This is a genomic window from Anaeromusa sp., from assembly GCF_028691475.1.
Taxonomy (GTDB): domain Bacteria; phylum Bacillota; class Negativicutes; order Anaeromusales; family Anaeromusaceae; genus Anaeromusa.
The window spans coordinates 1-24,179 of the sequence record NZ_JAQUZF010000007.1 but is presented as its reverse complement, the minus strand read 5'-3'; the positions used below and the strand labels follow the sequence as shown (position 1 = coordinate 24,179).

Below are 24,179 nucleotides of genomic sequence, written 5' to 3'. Positions count from 1 at the left end.
AATACAATACAGCATATTCCTCTGCGTACCCTCTGTTACTCAGTTACTCTGTGTTCGTTCCCTTCTCGAGAGTGCGTATCTAAGAAGCCTTACGGCACAGGACTGCGATTTCGTTTTCAAACTGGTCCATTTCCTGACCGAAAGCCTGGCGGAACGCGCTTTCCGGCGTAGCGCCCCGGCTTAGTTCCCGGAAATATGCGAGAATTTTAGGAGTGCCGTGTCGTTCCAAGAGAACAAGGTTGGCGAGTCCTGCTGTCTTATAGGTGAGCGGGCCGCCGTAGGTGGAAAGAGAATTGGACCAGCCGCTGCTGGTTCGCAGCTCGCTTAGGGCCGGTTTCTGCGGTGCTAAGGTAATGCCTGTTTGCCAATTAGCTTTGTACTGAGGAACGGAGAAAAAACCGGCTCTGGCGACTAGTTGCGCGCCGACGGCTTCCGCCATGCCCTCTAGCATCCACTTGACGGCGCCAGCGTTAGCGCCAGCCAGTTCGCGCTGATACTGATGAGTCAATTCATGAGCTAGAATGAAGACGCGCTGTCTTGTGGTGGGCGTACCATTTACATTAAAAACAATCAAATGGTCTCCGGCTAAGGCATCGACGGCTTTGGCCGCCTTATGGACTTCTAGTTCGCTAACCTTGAAACGAGAAACAGATTCAGTTAAAAATGCCTGGCGGTTGCGGGTTAGAACGAGGGTGACTGGTTTTTTTAACTGCAAGCCTTGTTCTTGATAATATACTGTTGTCGCGAGCGCCGCCTGCTGAAAGTCGGCGGTTTCTTCCGGTGTAATATTGGCGTCGCTTTCGATGCTGACAAGGAGCGGCGGTGCTTTATCCGGTGCGGCCGAGACGCAGCCGGTGAGCAGCAGCAGAGTCAAGAGGCAAAGAGCCAGCCAAGGCAGAAGGCGTTGGGAGATTTGTTTCATGTACATCCATCCTTTTTGCATAGCGCAACGTTATTACAGGCAGAATTTCTCTGTCTTTTAGAAGATATCCTGCTGCTTTTGGCGTAACCATAGCGGATCTAGATAAAACAAAGACCTAAATAAAAGACGCTTTTTCAAAAGGAATATTCTGCTGATTTCCATATTGACCTTTTGACCTTAAAGAGTATAATAATAGTTAGAAAGACATTTGGCGTCTTTACTACATGTTACACGAAGGGGGAAGGAAGTATGTTTGGATTGGTACCGTTTCGACGCGCTGGAGGAGAAGTTGGCAAACGTCTCGATAGTCTGGATCGGATGGTGGATCAGTTTTTCGATGAGCCTTGGGGGCCGTTGCAAGGCATACGTTCCGGGTTCCGGGTGGATGTGAAGGAAACCGATGCCGCCTATTTGTTAGAGGCGGATTTGCCGGGCGTCAAAAAAGATGAAATCAGCCTCACTTATGATGAGCACTATTTGACCATCAGCGCTCGCCGCGGCGAGGAAAAGGAAACAAAAGAAGAAAATTACGTCCGCCGCGAACGCCATGCGGGGCAAGTGCAGCGAAGCTTCTTTATCCGCGATGTGGATGCCACGAAGATTGAAGCGGCCTTTGAAGAAGGCGTTTTGAAGGTTACCTTGCCCAAACTGTCGCCGACGCCGACGAACAAGCAAATTGAGATTCGCTAAAGAGAATACGAATTTTGAACAAGAGTAGAGGGAGTAGAGGGAGGGTTCGACGGGGTTGGATTGAACAGGAGTTGCTGCGAGAACCGGAGGGGACGCAGGAGGTTTGCGGCGAAAGTCGTTTGATTTAATAATGTATAATTCTTGTGATAGGAGAGATTCTAGCTGAAAGGTAAGAGTCTTTCCTATCATTATTTATTGAACTTCTGCTTCGTACCCTCCGAGTACTCCCTTTACTCCTGTTTATACTATACGTTTCTCTTCGCCGAATCTTAACATACTATAGCAGGAGGCTTGCTGGCGGCTGTGGAAATGAAGTAAGAAGCAATGAAAAGGAGGATGGTTATGCGCATTTTGATGGATTTGCATACGCATACGGTGGCCAGCGGCCATGCATATAGTACGATCATGGAGAACGCTAAAGCAGCGGCGGAAAAAGGATTAGAAGGGATCGCCATGACCGACCACGGGCCGGCAATGCCCGGCGGCGCTCACCTCTATCATTTTTGGAACCTAACGGCGCTGCCGCAGCAGATCGCTGGCGTACGGGTGTTGCGCGGCGTGGAGGCCAATATTATTGATAGTCGGGGCGGGCTGGACGTGCCTGCAGATATTTTGGACCGCTTGGATATTGTTTTGGCAGGCTTGCATGGCGGCTGTATTCGCGCTGGGACAACGGCGGACAATACTAGGGCCATGCTGGCGGCGATGGCGAATCCCTGGGTGGATATTATTGTGCATCCGGGAAATGACGAATTTCTCATCAACCCCGAGGCGGTCATAGAGGGAGCGGTACGCTACGGCTGCGCCTTGGAAGTAAACAACGCTTCTTTGAGCTACATTCGCCAAGGAAGCAAACCATTTTGCAAGAGATTGGTTTCCTTAGCCAAAGAGCGAGGGGTGCCTTTAGTAGTAGGGACGGACAGCCATTTTGCCGCGTCGGTGGGAGAATTTGCAGGCGCCTTAGAGTTGCTGCATAGCTGCGGCGTGCCGGAAGAGCAAGTGCTTAATACTTCGTGGGAGCGGCTGGAGCAGCATCTGGCTAGGCGGAGGGATGCGCGGCGCAAGCTGCGCCAAGAGCTGACCGAGGACTTTGAAGGATGAATATCGTCAAGCGGCAAAAGAATTCTAACGAAAACGTAACATTGTTTTTACAAAGTAAGCGACTGCTTTTGTTATACTGAAAGCAGTCGCTTTTATGTTATCGCAAGAAAGTAGGAATTATTCTGATAAAACTGCCAGAAGTCTTCTTCTGGTGGCATCGTCGCAACAGTGAGATAATTAAAACAACTCTTTTCTGTACATACTAAAATAACCTAAGGAGTGTGACAAAAGAAATGATGGGAAAAGGTTGGAAACGTTTTTTACTGACTGGAGCACTGGCGGCATTTATGGTGGCGGGGTTGCCGGCAACCGATGTAGCGGCCAAAGCGGTCGTCAACGGCTTTGATCTGCAGGCTCACCGCGGCGGACGGGACGCACGGGCGGAAAATACTCTCTATGCTTTTGCGTATGCCATGGAATTGGGTGTTACAACCTTAGAAATGGATATGCAGCTGACCAAAGACGGCCGCCTGGTCATCAGCCACAATCCGGTGATGAATTGGATGCTGGCTAAAGGTCCGGACGGACAGTATGCGCCCAAGCAAGGCGCGCCTGATATTCGTACAATGACCTTGGTGGAAGTGCAGCAGTACGATTTGGGCGTCATGAATCCCGCTGCGGGCGGTTATTACGACTTGCACGGCAAGACGCAGATTGCTACGCCTGGCGCTCAAATGCCTACGTTAGAGCAGGTTTTTGAGCTGGCAAACGCCTACGGCAATAAAAAAGTGATTTTCAACATTGAAACTAAATCCTACGCCGATCCGGAAGATCCGTACTATGCAAACAGCCCGGATCCAGATGTATTTGTGGAAAAAGTATATGAAGTAGTCAAAAAATATAATATGCAAAACCGCGTAACCATTCAGTCCTTTGACTGGCGTACGCTGAAGGCTATGAAAGCGATTGCGCCGGAGTTGACGCTGGTGGCGCTGTCTTCCGAGCAGCCAAGCTGGGGCAAGGGAGGCATGTACCTGCGCATTGGTGAAAAGGCGCCTTCGCCTCATTTAGGCGGGCTAAATATCAATGACTTTAAAGGAGACTATGTAAAAGCGGCTAAAGAAATTGGCGCCGACGTAGTTTCGCCATACTTTAAAGAATTGTCGCCGGACTTGATTGATGAAGCGCATGCGTTGGGTATGAAAGTGGTTCCCTGGACGGTGAATTCGCCCAAGGACATGGAAATGCTCCTGGCTATGGGCGTTGACGGTATCATCAGCGACCAGCCCTGGGTGCTGCGGGATGTGCTGATTAAAAAAGGCATTGCCGTTCCGGAGCCGACGCCGGCGCCTAAGGGCATGAAATATTCCACTGGCACGGCCATTAACAAAGTGGAAGTGAAAAAAGCTAAAGGAGGCGCTGACGCGTCTCACTAAGGAGGAGCAAAAGCATGAAGAAAGCATGGATTGCGGCGCTTGCTTTGGGCGTCTCGCTGCTGGCCAACGTGGGTATGGCCAAGGAAGCTCCTGTGAAGGATGCTGAGTTTTTGCCCAAGTATGACTATACTCTGGTTGGTTCTTTTGAAGTCAAAGGACGCCAAGGCGTTTGCACGGACGGCGAGTTCTATTATGTCAGCGGCAGCAAGGCTCTCTACAAGTACGACAAGAAGGGGAATTTGCTGCAGACTAATGAAACTCCCTTTGAAGGGTATTCCATTCCGTCTAATCACATCGGCGATATCGATGTTTTGGACGGAGAAATCTTTGTTAGTGCTGAAAACTTCATGGACGGCGTAGGCAAAGACATTCAGATTGCCATTCATGACGCCAAAACGCTGAAGTTGAAGCGGACCTTCCGCTTTGAGCCTTCCAGCGGCCAGGAAGAAGTATCCGGCATTACCGTAGACCCGGATAAACGCAGCGTTTGGATGTGCTCCTGGGTGGGCGAAGAAAGCGGACGTTATCTCTACGAGTACAGCCTGGACAGCGGAAAATTCCTGCGTAAGGTGCATCTCCAGCCGGTTCCCCAATGGGTGCAGGGCGTTTTCTACTGGAAAGGAAATCTGTACCTGACCGCCGATGATGGCACTGCCGACTTGGAAGAGCCGGATCATCTCTACCGGGTGAATATTACCGACAAGTCCTACGCCAGCGTAGTTCAGGAAAAAACCTTCACTGAAGTGAAAAAACAGGGCGAGATTGAAGGCCTGACCATGGACCCCAAAACCGGCGAATTGCTGGTGCACTTCAACCGCGGCGCTCGGATCGTCCTGGGCATGGGCAAAGGCCTCTACCCTGGTTATGACCGGGAAATCTCCGAAGTTTACCGCTATAAAATGACCCCGCACGCAGCTAAATAAGAACCTATAAAAATACCCCGGCAGACCTCTGGTAAGAGGCTTGCCGGGGTTATTTTTTTTTCGTGCTTTTCGCGATTTTCGCGGTTGGATAATAAATCAGAGATACGATGGGAACGAACCGCGAAACACGCGAAAGGGGCTTTCAAAAGTGTAAACGGCGGCATAACTGTATTTGAGACAAGATTTCCGCGCGCCTCGCAAAAATCCCTCTGGCCCTGCGGGCCGTCCCCCTTTGGCAAGGGGGACAATAGCTTCAGCATTCTTTCTCTTGCGTACCCTTTAGCGGACGTCGGTTGCTACGCCGTCCATAGCGCAACCGACCCTAGGCGCATCCGGCGCCGTCGCCGATTCTCTTGTTCAAAATTCGGCTCCGAAGTCCTCCTTCGTACCCTCACTCTACTCACTTTACTCCTGTTCAATATTCGTCCCCTGTACTCAATGCAGCAGGTCCCAGACCTGTTTGCCGATCATGACGGCAGCAACACTGAGAAAGAGCGGGCGTACATAGGCTGCGCCCTTGCGGATGGCCAAACGCGTACCGGCCAGAGCGCCGAGGATCATCGCGATACCCATTGGCAGTGCATACGCATAAGCAATAGAGCCGTACAGCGCAAACATAATGACCGAAGCGATGTTGCTGGCAAAGTTGAGCGCCCGGGCATTGCCGGCGGCGGTGACGAAATCAAAGCCGATCATCAAAAAGGCGAACATGAAAAACGAACCAGCGCCAGGTCCGAAAAAGCCGTCATAAAAGCCGATGCTAAAAGCGACGATGCAGCTCAGGATAAACATGCGTCGCGTTAAGCCGCGGTAGGTGTTTTCACTGCCCCAATTTTTGCGAAAGATCGTATAAATGGAGACGCCGATCAGAAGCACCACCACTAACGGACGCAGAAACTGAGAGGGAATTTGCTGGACCGTGACCACGCCGCAGGCGGCGCCGACAAGGGAAAGCCAGAAGAGATACTTGACCAACTTCATATCGATTTTGCCGGAACGCAAAAAAGAAAGGCTGCTGGTCAAACTGCCCATGCAACTGGCCATCTTATTGGTACCCAGCGCCATAGTCGGAGGAAGGCCGGTTAAAAGCAGCGCCGGCAAGGAAATAAGGCCGCCGCCGCCGACGACGGAGTCGACGAAAGCAGAGAAGAAGCCGGCCACAACCAGCAAGGCGATGAGATCGCCGCTGGGGAAGTCCATAAAAGCGCCTCCTTAATTAAAGAAACCTCTGCTTTAGGCACAACTCACGGCAACGCGTATCTTTTTTGGTCAGACGCCTTCTGAAAACCTCGGCATAGCGCTGCTATGCCTGCGGCTTTCTTCCTAGACTGACAAAAAATAGTATGCCTTGCTAAAGTGTTCCTGAAAGCATAGGTTTCTTTTTTTAAAACAGAAAGAACATATATAGTCGTAAAGTAGGGTTTTACTCTTCGATAACGGTGACTTTATTCATACGGTCGCCGGGGACGATGTCATCTACCAGGTCCATGCCGTCAATGACTTGGCCGAAGACGGTATGCAAGCCGTCCAGATGCGGCTGGGGTTCGTAAACGATGAAGAATTGGCTGCCGCCGGTGTTGGGGCCGCGATGAGCCATGGATAATGCGCCGCGTACGTGCTTTTTAGGATTGCCCGCGGTTTCGCAGGGAATGGTGTAGCCAGGGCCGCCAGTGCCGTTGCCGTTGGGGCAACCGCCTTGGGCGACAAAGCCGGGGATGACCCGGTGGAAGCTCAGGCCGTCGTAAAAGCCTTCGCTGATGAGTTTGGTGAAATTGGCTACCGTGCCGGGAGCCTCTTTTTCAAATAATTCAATAGTAATGGTGCCGCGATCCATTTCGATAGTTGCTTTTTTCATGGAGATATCCCTCTTTTCTTTCGTAATCGTATTCATTATATCATGTATGTCAGGAGTGGTCACTTGCTTTCCGTGTCTATGGTGAAGAAGAATGTGGCTCCTTGATTGACTTGGCTGTCCGCCCAGATACGTCCGCCATGGCGGTGGATGATGCGGTTGACCGTAGCCAGGCCGATGCCGGTGCCGCTGAACTCTTTGGCGTGGTGAAGACGCTGGAAGACGCCAAAAAGCTTATGGGCGTAAGCCATATCAAAGCCAGCGCCGTTATCACGGACAAAGAAAGCGAGCTCCCCGGTCTCCTGATCCTGGCGGCAGCCGAATTCGATGCTTGGCTGTGTTGTTTTACCTGTGAATTTCCAGGCGTTTCCTAAAAGATTGTCCAGGACGATGCGCAAAAGCGGCATATCTCCCAAAACCATCAAAGACGGCTCAATGCGGATTTCCACCTGCCGCTGCGGCTCCTGCTGCTGGAGTTCCGTCAATACTTGAAACGCTAATTCGCTTAAGTTCACTTTTTCCAGATTCATTTGGGTGCGGCTGATGCGCGCCAGGTGAAGCATGTCGTCAATCAGCTGTCCCATGCGCTGGCTGGCGCCGCGCAGACGCTGCAAATAATCGCGGCCCGTATCGTCCAGGTGTTCGCTGTAGTCCTCCAAAAGAGCCAGGCTGAAGCCGTCGATGCTGCGCAAGGGAGAGCGCAGATCGTGCGAGACAGAGTAGCTGAAGGCTTCTAATTCTTGATTGGCTGCTTCCAACGCCGCGGTGCGTTTAGCAACGCGATCTTCTAGCTCGCTATTTAAGGTGCGGATTTCCTCGTAGGCCGTTTCTAGCTGCGAAATGTCCTTGTAGATAATAGAAGCGCCCATAGGATAGCCTTCTGGAGAATACAAGGGAGAGGCGGTCTTAAGTACGGTTAGCAGATGGCCGTCTTTATGGCGGCGCAGACCTTTGTTGTGATCTTCCTTCAAGCCTTGATCTAGTTGGGAAGCGCTGCTTTTCCATTCTTCCAAAAGTTCATCGGGGATAATGATGCGCATGGACTGGCCGATGGCTTCTTCGGCGGTATAGCCGAAAAGGCGCGTAGCGCCGCTGTTCCAACTGGTAATCATGCCCTGAAGGTTGCGGCTGATGATAGCATCGTCGCTGCTTTCGACGACAAGAGCCAGCTTATGTACGGCTTCCAATTCACGGCGACGGCTGACATTGAGGTGCCAGAGCGTGAGCACTGCCAGAATCAGCAGGGCGAAAACCGACAAGGTGCTCAAAACCAGTGACTGATATTGTTCATAGAAAGACAAGGGCTTATAGAGAAACTCGCTTTCCGGCGGCAAAGCAGACTCGGCAAAGCGGAAGCGTTGCAACTGGCGGTAATCAAACAAATAGGTGCGTGGAGGATCGGTAATGATGGGTAAGTCGGACGCACGGGCGCCTTGAAGAATTTTCAGAGCCAAATTCGCGGCTGTTTGTCCTTGGACGTAAGCGCTGAGCACATGGCCGCCGACAACGCCTTGTCCCATATCATGTTCCCAAAGAGTATAAACAGGCGCATTGCTGGCGGCGCTGATGCGAGCGGTGACTTCATCAGACTGGTATTGTTTTCCTGCCGCGTCGCGATGGAAGGGAAGATTTAGAACCATGCTGTCAGTAGAGGCGGCGGCAATGCGTGTTAAAATATCCGCCAAGGGCAGGTCGTGCAGGTACGTAATGGTTAAGCGGCTGTTTCGTATATCTGAAGATTGTTCTAGCATCTGCCGCGCTTGTTGTCCGAAGAGGCTTTGGTCGCTGACGACAAGCAATTCTTTGGCTTGAGGCTGCAATTTTTGAGCGACGGCAACCGTACCTGCAATATCCACGCTTTCCATAATGCCAGTGACATTATCGGCAGGCAGATGACTTTCCGGCAGAATGTTGTTGACGCCGCAAAAGACGATGGGCGCATCCGGGAAAAGCGATTGCCGATAGGTTTTGGCGAAAAGAAGAGCTTCGTCATCGACTGTAATCACGGCGTCATACTGAAACCCTTGGAATTTTTGCTTCCAGAATTGTTTCAGATTGGCAAAATGAGCCGGCGTATTGAGACGTTTGGTGTCCATGTATTCGATTTGCACAATGATATTGTGTGGGATTGTATCTAAAATGCCCTGGTTGATGCGATCCGACCAGACAAAGCCGGGATGATAGGATTGCAATACCAAAATGCGTTGTTCCGCGGCGGCGGTGGCGGGAAGAACGAAAAGATAGCAAAGAAAAAGCGATAAAATCAAGTATAGACGCATTGGAAAGCCTCCTTATTCAAGATCACGACGAGACGGATACGCGAAATGGCTTTTTGCGAAAAAAACCGCTTTCTCTTATGAAAAGAAAGCGGTTAAATGGCCTAATTTGGCAAGTGCTTGATCATTAATATTTCATTTCCTAGGTGGTTAAAGGTTAAATGGTCGGTAGCGGCGCGCATTAAATGAAGGCTCATGTTGTCTTCGGGGAGATCCGCAGGAATGCTCTCAAAGGGAGTTTTCGGGGGCAGACTGCGTAAAATGGTGTTTCCTGGAAACCCATCGCCGTAATCGAGAATTCGCACGGAGATATAAGCTTGCCCTAAGAGGGATACGCGAATGCGCACCAGGGGTTCGCCATAAGTCTGGGTGCTGCTGCGCAGAGCATTTTTCAAAGCTTCATTGACTGCTACTTCGAATAACGCGCTTTGCAATCCTAGTAAATTTTGCAGTAATTTTTGCAACTGCTGCCGGATAAGAGGCAGATCGTCGGTATGATGGACCATAAACAGCATGCTTTCCATGGATTCACTCCTGAGCTTCTTTTTCTCACTGAGCAAAAATTCTCTATAGGTTACAACAAATCCTGCTGCGGATTAATTTATTTTCCATAATAAATTGGGAACGTAACAAGAGTGACCAGAGTAATCTGAGGGAACGTCAGAGGGTACGGAAATTTTAAAAATAAATTTATAGTCCTCTTGCATACCCTCAGGTTCTCCGATTCTCTTGTTCAAACTACTCCAAATAAGCAAGCAAGGCGTCCATGTCAAAGGCAGCTGGGGCTAGGCGGGGAAGCTCGCCTAAGGAGGCGTCGGTCATATTCAGGCTCGGAATGTCCGGCAGGAAGGACCAGACAGGCAGGCCCGTTAAGCGCTTCATGTAGGCGACGGTGCTTTCTTCTAAGACGCTTGGCTGAGCCGGCCAACGGTTTAGCAGCAGAGCCGCCGTATGCAGGCCTTGGCTTTTAGCGTAAGCGGCGGTAAGGAGAGCTGTATTTACACTGCCTAAAGTGGCTTGCGCTACGATCAGCAAGGGCAACTGCAAGGCCTTTGCCAGATCGCAGATCAAATATTCTTCGCAAAGAGGTGTCGTCAGACCGCCAGCGCCTTCCACCAAAACCAGGTCATGGGCGTCAGCTATCTGTCCAATTCGTTCCAGCAGCAACGACGGCTCGATGGTGACATTTTCTAGTTCTGCTGCGGTGGCTGGCGCCAGGGCGGCTTCCAAACAATAGGGGTTGACGGTGTCACGCCAGCTTTCGTCTAAGCCAGCGGCAGCCATTAAAAGGCTGGCGTCTTCCGAGCGCAGCGAACCATCGTCTTGGCGGACAGCGCCGGATGCGGCCGGCTTGGCTACGCCTACAGAAAAACCTTGCTGACGCAGCGCGCAAGTCAGCGCTGCGGTGACTACGGTTTTGCCGACATCGGTGCCTGTAGCGGTAATAAAAAATCCTTTCATATGTAAAACCTCCTGGATGCAGATTTTGAGATAAAGACGGGCTTTGAACAAGAGTCGCGGGAGTCAAGGGAGGATGCGACAGAGGGTTACGGAGTACGGCATTTGAACAGGAGTAAAGGGAGTAGATGGAGGGTATGTAAGAGAGAAAAAGGGACATGGAAAAGTAACAGAGAAAAGCCGGAGCGTATAAGTATCAGGGCTGACGCTTAGTGTCATTGCGAGCGCTAGCGCGGCAATCTCCTCCAATATAATGCCGTTCCTCGTAGCCCTCCCTTTACTCCCTCTACTCTTGTTTACTAATTCCGTATTTTTTGGTGTTTCGTTCCTGCCTTTTTTGCAGCTAAGGCGATTTTTTGCGCGGCCTGGCGCAGTTCCTCCGGCTTGTGGGCGGCGCAGACGGTGAGGCGCAGGCGGCTTTCGCCATGAGGCACTGTGGGCGGACGGATGCCGGAAACCAAAAGGCCTGCTTGCAGGCAGGCTTCCGCCAAGGCCATCGTGGCTGCAGCATCGTAAGTGAGAATGGGGATGATTGGCGTCTCACCGGGGAGTACTTCTAGACCGTTTTGCAGCAGTTCCTGGCGCAGCAGATGCGCATGACTTTGCAGGCGTGTTACCAGCTCCGGCTGCTGCTGCAATTGTTGCAAAGCAGCTGTGGTAGCGGCCACGGTGGCTGGCGCCAGGGCGGTGGAAAAGATGAACGAGCGGGCTTGGTTGAGCAGGTAAGAAATGAGTGTTTTACTACCGCAGACAAAGCCTCCTTCGCTGGCTAAGGCTTTGCTCAAGGTGCCAAGCTGTATGGCGACGCTTCCTTCTAGGCCGAAATGCGCGGCGGTGCCGGCGCCTCCCGGGCCTAAAACGCCAGTAGCGTGGGCGTCATCAAGAATGATTTCCGCAGAGTAGCGCTTTCCGAGGGCAACCAGCTCCGGCAGGGGCGCTATGTCGCCGTCCATGCTGAAAACGCCGTCGCTGATCAGATAGCGCTGACCGACGCAGGGCGTTTGGGCCAGGAGTTCTTCAAGATGGGCCATATCGTTGTGACGGTAGATGACAGTAGCGGCTTTGGACAGGCGGCAGCCATCAATGAGGCTGGCGTGGTTGAGGGCGTCGCTGAAGAAGACATCTTTCGTGCGGCCTAAAGCGGAGAGGACGCCTACGTTGGCGGCGTAGCCGCTGGAAAAAACGAGTGCGTCTTCGCTGTGCTTAAAGGCGGCTAATTGTGCTTCCAAAACTCTGTAGAGAGCGTGGCTGCCAGTGGTCAGGCGAGAGCCGCCGGAACCAGTGCCGTATTGCAGGGCAGCAGCCGCCGCCGCGTTTTGGACGGCCGGATGGTGCGTTAGACCCAGGTAGCTGTTGCCGGCCAGCAGCAAGCATGGTTGGTTGTTATAGAGGACATGAGTAGCGTCAATGGCCTCGCAAGTGGAGCGTCGGCGCAGCAAATGCGCGTCGCGCAGTTCGTCTAAAGCTTGGGTAAGATGGTTCATGAGGCTTGTCCTTTCTGTGGCCGATTTTGCACTAAAACAGGTTGTTCTTCTAAGAAATGCTGCAAGGCCGCAAGATCGGCGTCGGGGGAGACAAAGAACGCCCGGCCGCCGTTGGGGCTGTTTTTTTCTTTTAAGCAGGGAATTCGTATATAGCCGTGGCGGGGCGAGGCTACATAGCCTGTGGTATATTCCGGGTCATCGGACCAGCAAAGTTCCGCCACCATGCCAGGGGCGGCGGCTACCTTGGCCGCCAACACCATAGCTTCTCGGGGGTGTTCGCCGTCCAGGCCTTGTTGGCGCAGCCAAGACAGCGCGTCAGATTGAGCGTCTAGGTCCATCCGGGAAACACGGACGCCTCTGGTTTCTGTAGTATCCAAGCGTTCGCCGGTGGCGGCTGACAAAATCATGGCGCCCCGCAGGCTGTCAGGCAGTTCGCTTAACGCGAAAAGACCTTTGACAGCCGCTTTTTCACTGACGCCGGCTTGGCTTAAGGCTTGCAGTGCTAAGCGGCGGCTGTTTGCCACGCTGGTGCTTTCATTGGTTTGCCAAGGCAGAAGAGGGATGGCTAGGCAAGCGTTGGGGGCGACGGCTTCGACGGTGAGGCGGATGAAGTCGGCGTTGCCTCGGCTGTGTTCTAAGGCGCGTTGCACCATGGCCTGCGTAGTTTCGAGGAGGAGTTCTCGCGGAATGAGCCGTTCGGCGCCGGAAATATGGCGGCCGCCGTTTTCATGGGCGCCTCCTTGGGCGGCGCGCATTCTAACGCTGAAATGCATGGCGCACGCTCCTTTCGCATTGGCTGCGGACCCGGCGTAAAAGCTGCGTCAGCGGCCAAGCGGCGATGGCGGTATAAACCATGCCAGGCAGAGCGGCGGCCAAAAGCGGCCAGGCGGCCTGCCCCAGGAAAAGCGCCAAAGAAAGACGAGCTGCTGCTGAGCCAAGGGGACCTGCCAGAAGCACCGCGAACCAGGACGTGCCGCCGCAGGCGAGCACGCCGCCGACAACCAGTCGGAAGATCATAGCAACGTAGACGTTGAACAAGGTTTGGGTACCCAGGAGCAGACCGACGGCGCTGGAAAGGACGCCGGCGATTATGTATTTTTTAAAACCGAACGCGGCGCAGATGGCTACCGCCAGCGGGGCGGAAAGCTGAAACTCCGTGCCAGGAAGCAGACCGGGCAGTTTGATAGCGCCAGTGATGGTAATCAGCGCTCCTAAAAGAGCGGTTTCCGTTAAAAAACGAATCGGCATAAGCTGACAACTCCTTCGTAAACCAAAAATAAATAATGGTTAACAAGAAAAGTATAGCAGTTTTGCGCAAATACGTAAAGACACCAGGAATTAAGAAGAGAGGATGCCAAGAAGCGATTGGCAGATAAAGGGATTTGACGGGAAAAGGAGAATTAAACAACAAAAGTCGTTCTAAGGCAGGAGGACGAATCATGCGGATATTGCTGCTTGATGACGATCAGGACAGCCGCCATACAGCGGCGCAGTTTCTTCAAGATTTGGGGCATGAAGTAGTCCAATGCGCAGAAGCGCAAGAAGCATTGGGGAAATGGGAGCAAGCGGATTTCCCCTTGGTATTGGCGGATATTCATATGCCGGGGCTGAGCGGCGTGGAAATGACGCGGCGTTTGAAGGCGCTGGCGGACGGGTGGCGCAGCGATGTGGTCTTGATGACTGGAGACAGGCAGCCGGAATTGATTCTGGAGGCTTTGCGCGCCGGCGCGTATGATTACTTGCTTAAGCCGCTGGCGGCGGCGGATTTGGCGGCGATCGCCGAGCGGGTAGGCGAGCATCAGGCGTTGCGACGGGAAAATCGCCATTTGTCGAGTCGCTTTGATGCGGCGGTTCAGGAGGCGACGGGCGAAACTCGGCAGGAACTGCAGCGATTGAAGAAAAAACTGGCTCAGGTCGAAGGCAATCGTCCTTGCTTTGTGTCGCCGGCGATGGCCTTTTTGGCGGATTTGGCGGAAAAGTATCATGCCGACCCTTCGTTGCCCGTGCTCATTGAAGGAGAAACCGGAACCGGTAAGGAAGTTTTGGCGCGACTGATTCATTACGGTTCGCAAGGAGACGGCGGCGGGCCTTTTGTGGCGGTAAACTGCGCGGCTCTGACGCCAGCGTTGTTTGAAAGCGAACTGTTCGGGTATGAGGCGGGCGCGTTTACCGGCAGCAGTGTTAAAGGGAGCAAAGGAAAGGTAGATGCAGCTGCAGGGGGGACGCTGTTTTTAGATGAAGTGGCGGAACTTCCGCCGGAGCATCAGGCGAAGCTGCTGCGGTTGCTGCAGGAACGGGAATACTACCGTGTGGGAGGGCTCAAGCGGCTGACCAGCGACGCTCGCGTGATTTGTGCTACGAACGCCCGCATTAAGGAACAGGTGGAAAGCGGTCAGTTTCGGCAAGATTTTTATTATCGTTTGCAGCTGGGGCATTTGTACATTCCTCCCCTGCGTCAACGGAGGGAAGATATTTTGCCGCTGAGCCTGACGTTTTTGCAGGAAAGCGTGCGGCAGCGGGGCAAGCATTTTCGCGGCTTCAGCGCCGAGGCTGCCGCCTGGCTGGCGGGCAGGGAGTGGCCGGGTAATGTCCGGGAGCTGCGCAATGTAATTGAGTGGGTGGTGTTCATGTTCGACGGCGAGGTCGTGACGCCGGAACAGCTAAGGGCCAGCCAACGGCCGCAGCAAGAAGTCACAGCAGGACCTTCGGAAGCCGCCTGGCTGACGTTGCCGCCGCCAGCGGCGGGGCTGCAGCTAGAGCAATATGCGCAGCTGATTTTAGAGCGCATGCTGCGCGACACCAAGGGCAATCAGCAGGAGGCGGCGCGCCTTTTGGGGGTTAGCCGCTCGACGGTAACACGCATGCTCAAGAGAAGCTGAAACAAAGGACAGGCACGGAGATTGAACAAGAGAATCGGCGACGGCGCTGGATGCGCCTAGGGTCGGTTGCGCTATGGATGGCATGGCAACCGACATCCATAGAGGGGCCGCAGGAGGGTTGCGGGATACGGTTTTTAACAAGAGTAGAGTGAGTAAAGGGAGGGTATGATAGAGAATATTGGCAGGGAGATTGCCGCGTCGCTACGCTCCTCGCAACGACGGGATAGGCTGGTTTGGATGTCATTGCGAGCGCAGCGCGGCAATCTCTTCGGGGATTAGATTTAGGTTTTGATCTAATCTCTAAACTCTTTCTCTATTCTGTGTGAAACGTACCCTCTTTTTCGAGCCCTCACTTTACTCCCTCTACTCCTGTTCAATTTTGATCCTTGTTCTCTTCGTATCTTCCCCAAAATGCGCCACTGCGTCAATTTGCGGCAGGCAAGTGCGTCAAATTGACGCAGAAAGCTGTTTAGCGAAGCGGTCAATTTCATTTAAACAAGGAAAAGCAAGGGGTATGCCTTTTGGCATGCTCCTTGCTTTGTTTTAAGGCAGGAACCAGTTTGGTTTCAGCGGTGCAAAGGGGGGATGAAGATGCGAGTCATGATCATCGATGACGATCAGGGCAGTCTGGAGTCGCTTAGAGACTGCATTGAAACGAGGGGCAGCGAATGCGATGCCTTTCAGGATCCGGTTAAGGCCCTGGCCGCCTATGATCCGGCGGTGCATGACGTGGTGCTTACGGATTTTAGCATGCCTCAGCTCAATGGGCTGGAGGTGCTGGAGGCCATCCGGAAGCGGCGGGAAGACGCGGTAGTCATTATTATTACTGGTTACGGCAATGAAGAACTGGCAGCGGCCTCTCGCAAGGGAGGCGCCTATGCGTTCTTGTATAAGCCGCTTAATGCGTTCAAGCTCTATGAATTATTGGACGCCATTCAGGAAAAACTGGAACAGGGTCATGTGCCCCAAGGACCGGTACGGCCGAGAGCGCCGGTAGTAGATCGGGAATTTGGCGAATTGGACGGGATTTTCTTTTCCGAGGCGTGTGAGCTGTTGGCTAATGCCGCGGACTCTCTAATCAGCAACGAAAAAGAAGGATGCGCCGTAGAGGCGGTGCCGGAAGTGTTCCGCGCTTTCCATACCATCAAGGGAGGCTCCCAGACGATTGGGCTGGAGCTGTTGGCGGAACTGGCGCATAAGATGGAAGACTTGCTGGATATGATCCGCAAAGGAGAGCATATCGTCGATGGCCATGCCATCAGTCTGATTCTAGAAGCCATTGACTTGATGGAACAAGAAATCGCGGCCTATGTAGCTCATGACAATATGGATGAACTGGCGCAGCATCAATTTGATCTGCTGGCTTTGGTGAAAATGGCCAAGGAGCATAATCAAGAAGCGCTGGATTTCAAGCGGAATAAGAGTATGGCCGATGGGCCTAATTGCTTTGTCGAAGTCGAAAGCATTGCTCCGCCGGCGGTTACAGAAGCCTATGCCGACGGTCATGTGTTTTTGGTTTGGGCCAAGGCGGACCCGTCGGAATGCATGCCTCAGGTGCGGCAGTTTATGCTGTTAAGCAAGCTGCAAGAACATGGAGCGAGCCTGTATTGCCATCCCGACCCGTATCTGCTGGAGCATCACTGTGAGCAGGTAGATAGCGAGGATATGGCGATTGTCTATCGGACCAATTTGGAGCAGACAGAGCTGCAGGGGCTTGTGGAGCATGCCGACGGCATGGCGGAAGTGAAGTGTACCGCCTTGTGGATGCAGCGTCCGCAAGAAGCGCAAGAAGCGGCTGAAGAAGCAGCAATTGCCGATGAAGAAAGCTTGACAGAGGGAATGCAGGAACGTTTTGCTACGGAAGCGCTGGAGCACTTGCGCGAAGCGGCGGCCGCTTTGCTTGAATGGGAGAAGCAGCCCGCCAAGCGGACTTTCTTGGACGAGGCGTTCCGAGTGATGCATACTTTTAAAGGAAATGCCGGATTTATGGGCTTGGCGCCGCTCGAAGAGGTGGGGCATGAATTGGAATCAGTGCTGGAAGCGCTGCGTCAGGGGCGTACGGCGCAGACGGCGGAGTGCTCTCTTCTGTTGAAAACAGTGGATTCCTTGCGCGAAGGCGTCGAGAAGCTGGCTTCCGGAGAAAAAGAGTACTTGCCTGCCAAAGGAGCGCTGATAAAGATGCTCCAAGGCTTGCAAGGTAAGGAGGCGGCGGAAACAAGCGGCGAAGGCAGCGTCAAAGCGGAAAGCAAACCGGTTCTCGCTGCAGCGGAAGGGCCCAAAAATGGCGGCGAGCATCCAACAAGCAGCCAGCTGATGCAGGCCATTCGGGTGGATGTGGAAAAATTGAATCACCTCCTGGACTATGTGGGCGAGCTGGTTATTGCCGAGGCCATGGTTTTTAACAACCCTTCCTTCCGGATGCTGCGTTCCGGCAGCATTCTTAAACAGGCTTCCCATGCCCCGTATGGACGGCGTGGTTTTTTTGCGGCGTCTTATGGCGCAGTATCCGCTGCCGGTGATCATGGTCAGCGCCCTGACGGAACGGGGCGGGCAAATTACCATGGAGGCCTTGGAGGCGGGGGCGATTGATTTCGTGAATAAGCCGAAATCCGATATCGCCAGAGGTCTGGGGGCCATGATGAAGGAGCTGCGCGCCAAGGTAAAAATGGCGGCGGCGGCCAATCTGGACGCCTGGAAACGGCTGGCGCAGCAAAAAAAACAACTTCCTGCGCAGCGGCCTGTTTCCGGACAAGAAGAGCGGGCGCTGGCTAACTCGACAGACAAGGTCATCGCCATCGGCGCTTCTACAGGCGGTACGGAAGCCATCCGGCGTATTGTGAAGATGCTGCCGCCGACGATGCCGGGCGTGGTCATTGTGCAGCACATGCCGGCTGGCTTTACTAAAAGCTTTGCGTCTAGTCTTAATGATGTAGCGCTGATGGAGGTTATGGAGGCTCAGGGCGGGGAGCGCGTTATGCCCGGGCGGTTGCTCTTGGCTCCAGGAGGCAAGCACATGCGCGTGCGCCGCAGCGGCGGCATGTACCTGGTGGAGTGCTATGAGGGGCCCAATGTCAGCGGTCACTGTCCGTCCGTGGATGTGCTCTTTAAGTCGGTGTCGCAGCAGGTGGGACGCAATGCCCTTGGCGTTATCTTAACCGGCATGGGCTCCGATGGAGCGGACGGCATGGCGGAGATGCGGCGAGCCGGGGGACGGACGCTGGCGCAGAACGAGGCTTCGTCGGTGGTCTTTGGCATGCCGCGGGCTGCCTATGAAAATGGCGGCGGCCATAGTGCCGATGAGGGCCATACGTTCCGCTTGCGCCGCGCGCTGCTGGGCTTCGCAGGCTTCTTGTTCCGCTTTTCTGCGAACGCTAATATCGCGAACAATGCTTAAAAGGTACTTCTTGCCATCCAGAACCGCTTGGCAAGAGCGAACTTCCACGGGAAACGTAGTGCCGTCTTTATTCTTGTGCATGGTCTCAAAAAGAATATCGGCAGTTCGGGCGGTCTCTATTTGCTCCGGCCAGTCGCCAAGAGTTTCCGGCGCGCGCAGCTCGCGGATGCTGAGACCCTGCAATTCTTCGGCCGTATAGCCATAGGTAAGAGCAACGGCCTGATTGGCGGCGATAATGATGCCGTTCGTATCCAGTAGAAACATTTTATCTCGGGCGTTATGGAAAAACATACGGTATGTTTCCAGCGCCAGCTCCGCCTCTTTACGGGCGGTAATGTCTTGCTTGACCGCTACGAAATGCGTAATTGCGGCGTCGGCGTCCCAGATGGGCGTAATGGTCATTTCTTCGTGATATAAGCTGCCGTCCTTGCGCTTATTGATAAGCTCGCCATGCCAGGGCTGACCGGAGGTAATCGTGCTCCAAAGATGCTGGTAAAAAGAGTCGTCCTGCAATAAGGAGCGTAAAAATCGCGGATTTTCTCCCAAGGCTTCCGCTTCCGAATACCCCGTAAGCGCGCTGAAAGCCGAGTTGAGCCAACAGATTTTTCCTTCGGCATCGGTGATGACGACGCTGTTGGCGGTAGCTCGCAAGGCGGAGCGCAGAAGATTCGCTTCCTGGCGGTGGTGGGTAAACTGCAGGACGTTCGTGATTTTTTGGGCGACTCGTTCCAATTCCGTTTTTAGTTCTTCGTTCCAGATATAACCTTTTTTCCGTAAATGCAAAGAACGCCATCCGTGTTATTGCCTAAAGACATAGGGACGGAAATGGCTCCTTCCAGGCTGTAGCGCTTTACTTGTTCCGCCCAAGGCGAAAAACGCGGGTCGTCGCAGCTGATCATCTGCGTTTTGCCGGTGCGCAGCGCTTCGCCGCTGGGGCCATGGCCTTGAGGCGTGTCATCCCAGCGAATGTTCAACTTGGGTATTTCTTCGGGGTTAGTACAGGCGGCTTGGCATAGTTCGACGTTGCCGTCTGCGTTCTTGGCGCCGACAAAGCTGAGCGTTAGGGAGTAAATTGATAAAAGCTCTTCGCAGACCATACTTAAAATGCGTTTGACCGGCTGATCCTTTAAGATGGCTTGATTGACTCGGTGCAGCAAGGCCGATACGGCATCTTTGCGTTGGCGGCGGGTGATGTCGCGGATGATGCTGAGATAGCGGTTGCCGCTGCGGGAAATTTTCATTTCCACCGGAATGTGGGTGCCGTCCTTGCGCAGAAGCGTCCAATCAATGAGCAAGGACGTACCCGCCGGCAGAGGACTGCGCAGTTCTCCTAAGCGCGCCGTCAATTCCGGCGGCGTCAAATCTTCCAGCCGCAGACCGAGGAGCTGCTCTTTTTCGTAGCCCAGCATGGCGCACATGCGAGAATTGGCTTCTACGTAATAGCCTTGAGGATCGCTGAGGAGAATGCCGCCGATGGTCTGATCCATCAGCAAATGCCGCTGCGCTTCGCTGTGGCGCATTTGCGCCAGCAGGTGTTGTGTATGTGTTGAAGCCTCAGAAGCAGCGGCAGCAGTACATGGGGGTTGCAGACGGCGCTTTTAGGAACAAAATCGATAATGCCGGCGTCGATGGCTTGCTGCGGCCAGAGGGTCTCATCCGTAAGCAAAATCAAAGGGATGTACGGATGGCGTTCTTGAAAATGCTGCCACAAGGGCAGGCCGCTGGCAGTGCTGAAAGTATAATCGACAAGAGCGCCATGGAAAGAAACATCCGAGTTTTTTTCGAAGAAGGACTGTTCATAAAGACAAATATGAGGCGCATATTTGGACAGGAGACGTTCTAACTGTTTGCGATCCAGGGTAGTATCGGCAAGCAAAAGAAGGCGAAAATCTTCCTGCATAGTCAACACCTCTTTTTTTAGAGTGATGTTAGTATAATTCGATGTTTATTCTATAAATCTTGCAAGAAATTAAAATTTTATAAAGAATACAAATCTAATATAAGAAGCTTTTTTAAGCTGGCGACTGACTAATAGAAAACAGGCCCTGCTATTTAATAATGATGATTGACAAATAGAAAAAATGAGAATACTATACAAGTAAATAGTACCGTACCGGTACGGTATTGAATAAAGAATACATACACTGCAAAGGAGGAAAAAGCATGCATTTTACGCAGGCGACGGACTATGCCTTTCGCATTGTGCTTCATTTGGCGGCAAAACCGCCGGGAACCATTGTCAGCGGCCAGGAAATCGCCAAGCAGGAACAAGTGCCGGTGCAGTTTCTGCGCAAAGTCATGCGCTTCTTGAATCGCGCTGGGATTGTTCGTTCTCATCGAGGCGTGGAAGGCGGTTTTGTTTTGAACCGACAGCCGGAAGAGGTTTCACTTCTGCAGGTAATAGAAGCTATGGAGGGGCCAGTGGAGCTTTCTCGCTGCCTTGTAAGTGCGGAGGGCTGTAAAATCGGCTGTAGTCGCGTATGTCCGGTGCATGAAGCGCTCCAAGGGGTGCAGGCAACGTTGCTGGATTCCTTGCATGCAATTGAGTTCGCTTCATTGGCGGCGCGACGGAGGGAATTTCAAAAAAAAGAAAGGCAGGAGGATGAGTCATGATTGAGGTTTTATTAGCAAGATGGCAGTTCGGCATTACTTCTACGTATCATTTTTTATTTGTACCGCTAACCTTGGGCTTGTCGGTGCTGCTGGCCTGGATGGAATGGCAGTGGGTGCGCACAGGACGCAGCGAGTACAAGCGGATGACGAAGTTTTGGGGTAAGCTATTTTTGGTCAATTTTTCCGTTGGCGTGGTGACGGGTATTGTGCAGGAGTTCCACTTCGGGATGAACTGGGCGGAATACTCGCGTTTTATGGGTGATATTTTTGGCGCGCCCTTGGCGATGGAGGCCTTATCCGCCTTCTTTGTGGAATCCACGTTTTTAGGCTTGTGGATTTTTGGCTGGGACCGCCTATCGCCGAAGGTGCATGCGATTTGTATTACCTTAGTGGCTTTTGCGAGCAATCTGTCGGCCTTCTGGATTCTGGTTGCTAACTCGTTTATGCAGCATCCTGTCGGCTATGCCCTGCAGAATGGCCGGGCGGAAATGGTCGATTTCGGGGCGTTGTTGATGAATCCCTATGTATGGAAACAGTTTCCCCATACGGTGCTGTCCGGTTTGACTACGGGCGGCGCATTCTTGGTAGCGGTGAGCGCCTGGTATTTGCTGCGCAACCGGCACCTGGAAATTTTCCGGCCCTCTTTCAAGCTGGGGACGGCGGTGCTTTTAGCAGGCTCTCTGGCGGTTATGGGCACCGGGCATGTGCAGACGCAGTATATGGGGCAAGTACAGCCCATGAAGCTGGCGGCGGTGGAAGCTCTTTGGGAGTCCGCGGATCCGGCGCCGTTCGCGATTGCGGTGATTCCGGATGAGAAAAATCAACGCAATACCATGGAAATCGGCGTGCCCGGCATGTTGACGCTGCTGGCGTACGACTCGTTCCAAGGGGAAGTCAAAGGCATTAAAGATTTACAGCGCGAAGCCGAGCAAAAATATGGACCTGGCAACTACATTCCTCAGGTTACGCCGCTCTTCTTTGCCTTTCGTTTTATGGCCGGCGCCGGCGTAGCTATGATGGCGCTGGGCGCGCTGGGCTTATGGCTGTATCGCAAAGAGGCGCTGGAATCGTCGCGGCTGTATTTGAAACTAGCGATGCTAGGCATGCTGTTGCCGTATGTAGCGAATTCCTGCGGCTGGTTTGTAGCGGAAGCGGGCCGGCAGCCGTGGCTTGTTATCGGTTTGCAGAAAGTGGCTGACGGCGTGTCTACGAATGTGACCTCTACGGAAATCTGGTTGTCCTTGTTTGGCTTTACGGTGATTTACGGCCTCTTAGCGGCTGCGGCAGTCTATCTGGTCTTTAAATTCATCAAAAAAGGCCCCGATGAAGAAGGGCGGACAGAGGAGGCGACGGTATGGAACTGACAACTCTTTGGTTCATTCTGGTGGCGGTGCTTTTCACTGGCTTCTTCTTTCTGGAAGGATTTGATTACGGCGTGGGCATGCTGTTGCCCTTCTTGGGTAAAAATGACGCAGAACGCCGCGTGATTATCAACACCATTGGTCCTGTTTGGGATGGCAATGAGGTCTGGATGATTACCGCCGGCGGCGCGATGTTTGCGGCGTTTCCCCATATGTACGCTACCTTGTTCAGCGGCTTTTATATGGCTCTTTTTCTGATGCTCATGGCGCTCATCGCCCGCGGCGTGGCGTTTGAATTTCGCAGCAAGGACGAGCGGCCTGCTTGGCGTGCGACTTGGGATTGGGCTATTTTCTGCGGCAGCGCCATTCCGGCATTGCTCTGGGGCGTAGCGGTGACCAATTTGATCCAAGGCGTGCCGTTAAATGCGAAAATGCAGTATGTAGGCACTTTCTTTGATCTTCTCAGCCCCTATACACTGGTAGGCGGCGCGGCATTCCTGCTGGTTTTCCTTTACCATGGCGCGCTGTTTTTGACGCTGAAAACCGATGGCGAGATGATTGCGCGCGCCCGCGGCGCAGCGCTGAAGAGCGGCTTGTTGGCGGCGGTGGTATATTTGGCTTGCGTCGGCATGACCTACGCCAACACCGATTTGTTCCGCAGCTCCATTGGAGCGGGCGGGCTGATTTTGGCGGTGCTTACCTTTGTGACTTCCTATGTTCTGACGCTGCGCAGCCGCTTTGGCTGGGCCTTCGTAATGAGCTCTTTGGCTATCGTTTTTACGACAGCTGGCTTTTTTGGAGGGCTCTTCCCGCGCTTGATGGTATCCAGCTTGAACCCGGAGTGGAGCATTACCATTACCAAGGCGGCTTCGACGCCGTATACGCTGAAAATCATGACCGTTGTGGCGCTGACCTTGGTGCCTATCGTGCTGGTTTATCAGGCTTGGACGTATTGGGTGTTCCGGAAGCGGGTCAAAGTGGATGACCATTTGGAATACTAAAGAACTACTGCCGAAGCAGTTCGGCAAGAGCTGAAAATAGAATGCAAAATTGACACAGAGTAACTGAGGGACCAAAGGGCAGCAGGGGCTTAAAGCCAGCGTTGTTGCTCTTTGCGGTCCGGTTGCTCTGTGTTTTTCTTTTTCTTGATTTATAACTTTTATTTCCAGTGAATACACGCAAAACAGGAGGAAAATCCCAAAAAAATCGTATTCTCATAAGAGGAACATAATTTTCTAATTTTCATAAAACGTTTAATTCTACTAAGCGCTTAAGATAGCGGCAAACCGTAAAGAACGCCGGCTGGTACGGGATCTTAGCCGAGTGGCGAAAAGATACTGAGGCAGGTAGGTGAGAGTATGCGCATTGGCACAAAAATTGCCTTTTCTCAATTGGCTATGGGGGCGTTAATTGTTGCTGCCATGTATATGGCGGCTTATTGGGTATGGGCGCCGGAATATGAACGCTGGGAGGAGCGGCAGACGGCGGATAAGGAGAAATGGACCCAGCATTTATGGGCGGCGGAAGAAAAGCGTCTGGCCCTTACGGTGGCGGACTGGGCGCCGTGGGACGAGTTGTATGAGTTCGCCCGGCAGCCGTCGGAACGGAAATTTGAGCGGGATAACCTGAGCGAGGACGCTATGAGCAATCTGCGCGTAGAGTGGATGCTGCTTTTAGACCCGGCGTATAAGATTCGCTACAGCCGCTCGCTGCTGGGAGATTGGGAAGAAAAAGAGAGGCTGCGCTTTGAAGAAGACTGGGAGACGCGGTTAGCGGCCTCTCCGGATCTACAGGAACAATTGCGCCGAGGAGAGAGCGTTAAAGGCTTAGCCATCTTAAATGGGCGACCG

Annotated in this window: 22 protein-coding genes and 1 pseudogene; 11 read left to right on the top strand and 12 right to left on the bottom strand. The window is 53.1% G+C overall.

Going from position 1 to position 24,179, the window contains the following annotated elements:
- Positions 1-79: 79 nt before the first annotated feature.
- Entirely contained in the window at positions 80-922 is an 843-nt protein-coding gene (locus PHF27_RS02205; protein WP_300065465.1) for a hypothetical protein, read from the bottom strand.
- A 249-nt stretch (positions 923-1,171) separates the two neighbouring features.
- Between PHF27_RS02205 and PHF27_RS02200 the strand changes: the two genes are divergently transcribed.
- The 4 genes from PHF27_RS02200 (at position 1,172) to PHF27_RS02185 (ending at position 5,012) form a co-directional block, all read left to right on the top strand.
- Entirely contained in the window at positions 1,172-1,612 is a 441-nt protein-coding gene (locus PHF27_RS02200; RefSeq protein WP_300065463.1) for an Hsp20/alpha crystallin family protein, read from the top strand.
- 342 nt (positions 1,613-1,954) lie between these two features.
- On the top strand, positions 1,955-2,713 hold the full coding sequence (locus PHF27_RS02195; RefSeq protein ID WP_018703951.1) for a phosphatase: 759 nt from the start codon (positions 1,955-1,957) through the stop codon (positions 2,711-2,713).
- A 233-nt stretch (positions 2,714-2,946) separates the two neighbouring features.
- On the top strand, positions 2,947-4,089 hold the full coding sequence (locus PHF27_RS02190; protein ID WP_018703950.1) for a glycerophosphodiester phosphodiesterase: 1,143 nt from the start codon (positions 2,947-2,949) through the stop codon (positions 4,087-4,089).
- A gap of 14 nt (positions 4,090-4,103) precedes the next feature.
- A complete protein-coding gene (locus tag PHF27_RS02185) occupies positions 4,104-5,012 on the top strand; it encodes a hypothetical protein (RefSeq protein ID WP_300065459.1) in 909 nt (302 codons plus the stop codon).
- 435 nt (positions 5,013-5,447) lie between these two features.
- On the opposite strand, the gene PHF27_RS02180 is transcribed toward PHF27_RS02185, so the two are convergent.
- The 8 genes from PHF27_RS02180 to PHF27_RS02145 form a co-directional block, all read right to left on the bottom strand.
- Positions 5,448-6,212 carry a TSUP family transporter gene (locus PHF27_RS02180; RefSeq protein WP_300065457.1) on the bottom strand — a complete coding sequence of 255 codons (765 nt, stop codon included), beginning with the start codon at positions 6,210-6,212 and terminating at the stop codon, positions 5,448-5,450.
- A 223-nt stretch (positions 6,213-6,435) separates the two neighbouring features.
- Entirely contained in the window at positions 6,436-6,867 is a 432-nt protein-coding gene (locus PHF27_RS02175) for a peptidylprolyl isomerase (RefSeq protein WP_300065455.1), read from the bottom strand.
- 59 nt (positions 6,868-6,926) lie between these two features.
- Positions 6,927-9,143, bottom strand: coding sequence for an ABC transporter substrate binding protein (locus tag PHF27_RS02170; RefSeq protein WP_300065453.1), 2,217 nt, complete (start codon positions 9,141-9,143; stop codon positions 6,927-6,929).
- Positions 9,144-9,244: 101 nt separating this feature from the next.
- A complete protein-coding gene (locus tag PHF27_RS02165; RefSeq protein ID WP_300065451.1) occupies positions 9,245-9,664 on the bottom strand; it encodes an ATP-binding protein in 420 nt (139 codons plus the stop codon).
- Between the two features lie 214 nt (positions 9,665-9,878).
- Positions 9,879-10,601, bottom strand: a complete 723-nt coding sequence (bioD, locus tag PHF27_RS02160) for a dethiobiotin synthase (protein WP_300065448.1) — start codon at positions 10,599-10,601, stop codon at positions 9,879-9,881.
- 296 nt (positions 10,602-10,897) lie between these two features.
- A complete protein-coding gene (gene bioF, locus PHF27_RS02155) occupies positions 10,898-12,082 on the bottom strand; it encodes an 8-amino-7-oxononanoate synthase (protein WP_300065446.1) in 1,185 nt (394 codons plus the stop codon).
- Entirely contained in the window at positions 12,079-12,855 is a 777-nt protein-coding gene (locus tag PHF27_RS02150; RefSeq protein WP_300065444.1) for a 6-carboxyhexanoate--CoA ligase, read from the bottom strand. Before PHF27_RS02150 ends, bioF begins: the two co-directional genes overlap by 4 nt.
- The gene (locus PHF27_RS02145; RefSeq protein WP_300065442.1) at positions 12,839-13,330 is read right to left on the bottom strand and encodes a hypothetical protein; all 492 of its coding nucleotides are present in this window, start codon (positions 13,328-13,330) and stop codon (positions 12,839-12,841) included. Before PHF27_RS02145 ends, PHF27_RS02150 begins: the two co-directional genes overlap by 17 nt.
- Before the next feature lie 191 nt (positions 13,331-13,521).
- On the opposite strand from PHF27_RS02145, the gene PHF27_RS02140 reads away from it, so the two are divergent.
- From PHF27_RS02140 to cheB, 3 genes are all read left to right on the top strand, one after another.
- The gene (locus PHF27_RS02140) at positions 13,522-14,961 is read left to right on the top strand and encodes a sigma-54 dependent transcriptional regulator (protein ID WP_300065440.1); all 1,440 of its coding nucleotides are present in this window, start codon (positions 13,522-13,524) and stop codon (positions 14,959-14,961) included.
- 591 nt (positions 14,962-15,552) lie between these two features.
- The gene (locus PHF27_RS02135) at positions 15,553-17,550 is read left to right on the top strand and encodes an Hpt domain-containing protein (RefSeq protein ID WP_300065438.1); all 1,998 of its coding nucleotides are present in this window, start codon (positions 15,553-15,555) and stop codon (positions 17,548-17,550) included.
- Positions 17,456-18,355, top strand: a complete 900-nt coding sequence (gene cheB / locus PHF27_RS02130; RefSeq protein WP_300065436.1) for a chemotaxis-specific protein-glutamate methyltransferase CheB — start codon at positions 17,456-17,458, stop codon at positions 18,353-18,355. The genes PHF27_RS02135 and cheB overlap by 95 nt, the downstream gene beginning before the upstream one ends.
- A 12-nt stretch (positions 18,356-18,367) precedes the next feature.
- Here the strand turns inward: cheB and PHF27_RS02125 are convergent.
- From PHF27_RS02125 to PHF27_RS02115, 3 genes and pseudogenes are all read right to left on the bottom strand, one after another.
- Positions 18,368-19,087 (bottom strand): annotated as a pseudogene (locus tag PHF27_RS02125) (PAS domain S-box protein); the annotation flags it as partial.
- A gap of 8 nt (positions 19,088-19,095) precedes the next feature.
- The gene (locus PHF27_RS02120) at positions 19,096-19,875 is read right to left on the bottom strand and encodes a PAS domain S-box protein (protein WP_300065434.1); all 780 of its coding nucleotides are present in this window, start codon (positions 19,873-19,875) and stop codon (positions 19,096-19,098) included.
- A complete protein-coding gene (locus PHF27_RS02115) occupies positions 19,842-20,255 on the bottom strand; it encodes a hypothetical protein (protein WP_300065432.1) in 414 nt (137 codons plus the stop codon). Before PHF27_RS02115 ends, PHF27_RS02120 begins: the two co-directional genes overlap by 34 nt.
- Positions 20,256-20,518: 263 nt before the next feature.
- On the opposite strand from PHF27_RS02115, the gene PHF27_RS02110 reads away from it, so the two are divergent.
- From PHF27_RS02110 to PHF27_RS02095, 4 genes are all read left to right on the top strand, one after another.
- On the top strand, positions 20,519-20,968 hold the full coding sequence (locus tag PHF27_RS02110) for an Rrf2 family transcriptional regulator (RefSeq protein ID WP_300065429.1): 450 nt from the start codon (positions 20,519-20,521) through the stop codon (positions 20,966-20,968).
- Entirely contained in the window at positions 20,965-22,332 is a 1,368-nt protein-coding gene (locus PHF27_RS02105) for a cytochrome ubiquinol oxidase subunit I (protein ID WP_300065427.1), read from the top strand. Before PHF27_RS02110 ends, PHF27_RS02105 begins: the two co-directional genes overlap by 4 nt.
- Entirely contained in the window at positions 22,323-23,330 is a 1,008-nt protein-coding gene (cydB, locus tag PHF27_RS02100) for a cytochrome d ubiquinol oxidase subunit II (RefSeq protein ID WP_300065425.1), read from the top strand. The genes PHF27_RS02105 and cydB overlap by 10 nt, the downstream gene beginning before the upstream one ends.
- Positions 23,331-23,687: 357 nt before the next feature.
- On the top strand, positions 23,688-24,179 hold a 492-nt coding region (locus tag PHF27_RS02095), incomplete at its 3' end, for a CHASE4 domain-containing protein (protein ID WP_300065423.1).

What these genes read in the sequence shown, in the direction of transcription:
- PHF27_RS02110 (WP_300065429.1), top strand. Translation starts at nt 20,519, where the DNA reads ATGCATTTTACGCAGGCGACGGACTATGCCTTTCGCATTGTGCTTCAT.
- PHF27_RS02140 (WP_300065440.1), top strand. Translation starts at nt 13,522, where the DNA reads ATGCGGATATTGCTGCTTGATGACGATCAGGACAGCCGCCATACAGCG.
- bioD (WP_300065448.1), bottom strand. Translation starts at nt 10,601, where the DNA reads ATGAAAGGATTTTTTATTACCGCTACAGGCACCGATGTCGGCAAAACC.
- PHF27_RS02185 (WP_300065459.1), top strand. Translation starts at nt 4,104, where the DNA reads ATGAAGAAAGCATGGATTGCGGCGCTTGCTTTGGGCGTCTCGCTGCTG.
- PHF27_RS02120 (WP_300065434.1), bottom strand. Translation starts at nt 19,875, where the DNA reads ATGCGCCACAGCGAAGCGCAGCGGCATTTGCTGATGGATCAGACCATC.
- PHF27_RS02165 (WP_300065451.1), bottom strand. Translation starts at nt 9,664, where the DNA reads ATGGAAAGCATGCTGTTTATGGTCCATCATACCGACGATCTGCCTCTT.
- PHF27_RS02135 (WP_300065438.1), top strand. Translation starts at nt 15,553, where the DNA reads ATGCGAGTCATGATCATCGATGACGATCAGGGCAGTCTGGAGTCGCTT.
- PHF27_RS02145 (WP_300065442.1), bottom strand. Translation starts at nt 13,330, where the DNA reads ATGCCGATTCGTTTTTTAACGGAAACCGCTCTTTTAGGAGCGCTGATT.
- PHF27_RS02195 (WP_018703951.1), top strand. Translation starts at nt 1,955, where the DNA reads ATGCGCATTTTGATGGATTTGCATACGCATACGGTGGCCAGCGGCCAT.
- PHF27_RS02150 (WP_300065444.1), bottom strand. Translation starts at nt 12,855, where the DNA reads ATGCATTTCAGCGTTAGAATGCGCGCCGCCCAAGGAGGCGCCCATGAA.
- cheB (WP_300065436.1), top strand. Translation starts at nt 17,456, where the DNA reads ATGGCGCAGTATCCGCTGCCGGTGATCATGGTCAGCGCCCTGACGGAA.
- PHF27_RS02175 (WP_300065455.1), bottom strand. Translation starts at nt 6,867, where the DNA reads ATGAAAAAAGCAACTATCGAAATGGATCGCGGCACCATTACTATTGAA.
- PHF27_RS02205 (WP_300065465.1), bottom strand. Translation starts at nt 922, where the DNA reads ATGAAACAAATCTCCCAACGCCTTCTGCCTTGGCTGGCTCTTTGCCTC.
- PHF27_RS02105 (WP_300065427.1), top strand. Translation starts at nt 20,965, where the DNA reads ATGATTGAGGTTTTATTAGCAAGATGGCAGTTCGGCATTACTTCTACG.
- cydB (WP_300065425.1), top strand. Translation starts at nt 22,323, where the DNA reads ATGGAACTGACAACTCTTTGGTTCATTCTGGTGGCGGTGCTTTTCACT.
- PHF27_RS02170 (WP_300065453.1), bottom strand. Translation starts at nt 9,143, where the DNA reads ATGCGTCTATACTTGATTTTATCGCTTTTTCTTTGCTATCTTTTCGTT.
- PHF27_RS02200 (WP_300065463.1), top strand. Translation starts at nt 1,172, where the DNA reads ATGTTTGGATTGGTACCGTTTCGACGCGCTGGAGGAGAAGTTGGCAAA.
- PHF27_RS02115 (WP_300065432.1), bottom strand. Translation starts at nt 20,255, where the DNA reads ATGCAGGAAGATTTTCGCCTTCTTTTGCTTGCCGATACTACCCTGGAT.
- bioF (WP_300065446.1), bottom strand. Translation starts at nt 12,082, where the DNA reads ATGAACCATCTTACCCAAGCTTTAGACGAACTGCGCGACGCGCATTTG.
- PHF27_RS02180 (WP_300065457.1), bottom strand. Translation starts at nt 6,212, where the DNA reads ATGGACTTCCCCAGCGGCGATCTCATCGCCTTGCTGGTTGTGGCCGGC.
- PHF27_RS02190 (WP_018703950.1), top strand. Translation starts at nt 2,947, where the DNA reads ATGATGGGAAAAGGTTGGAAACGTTTTTTACTGACTGGAGCACTGGCG.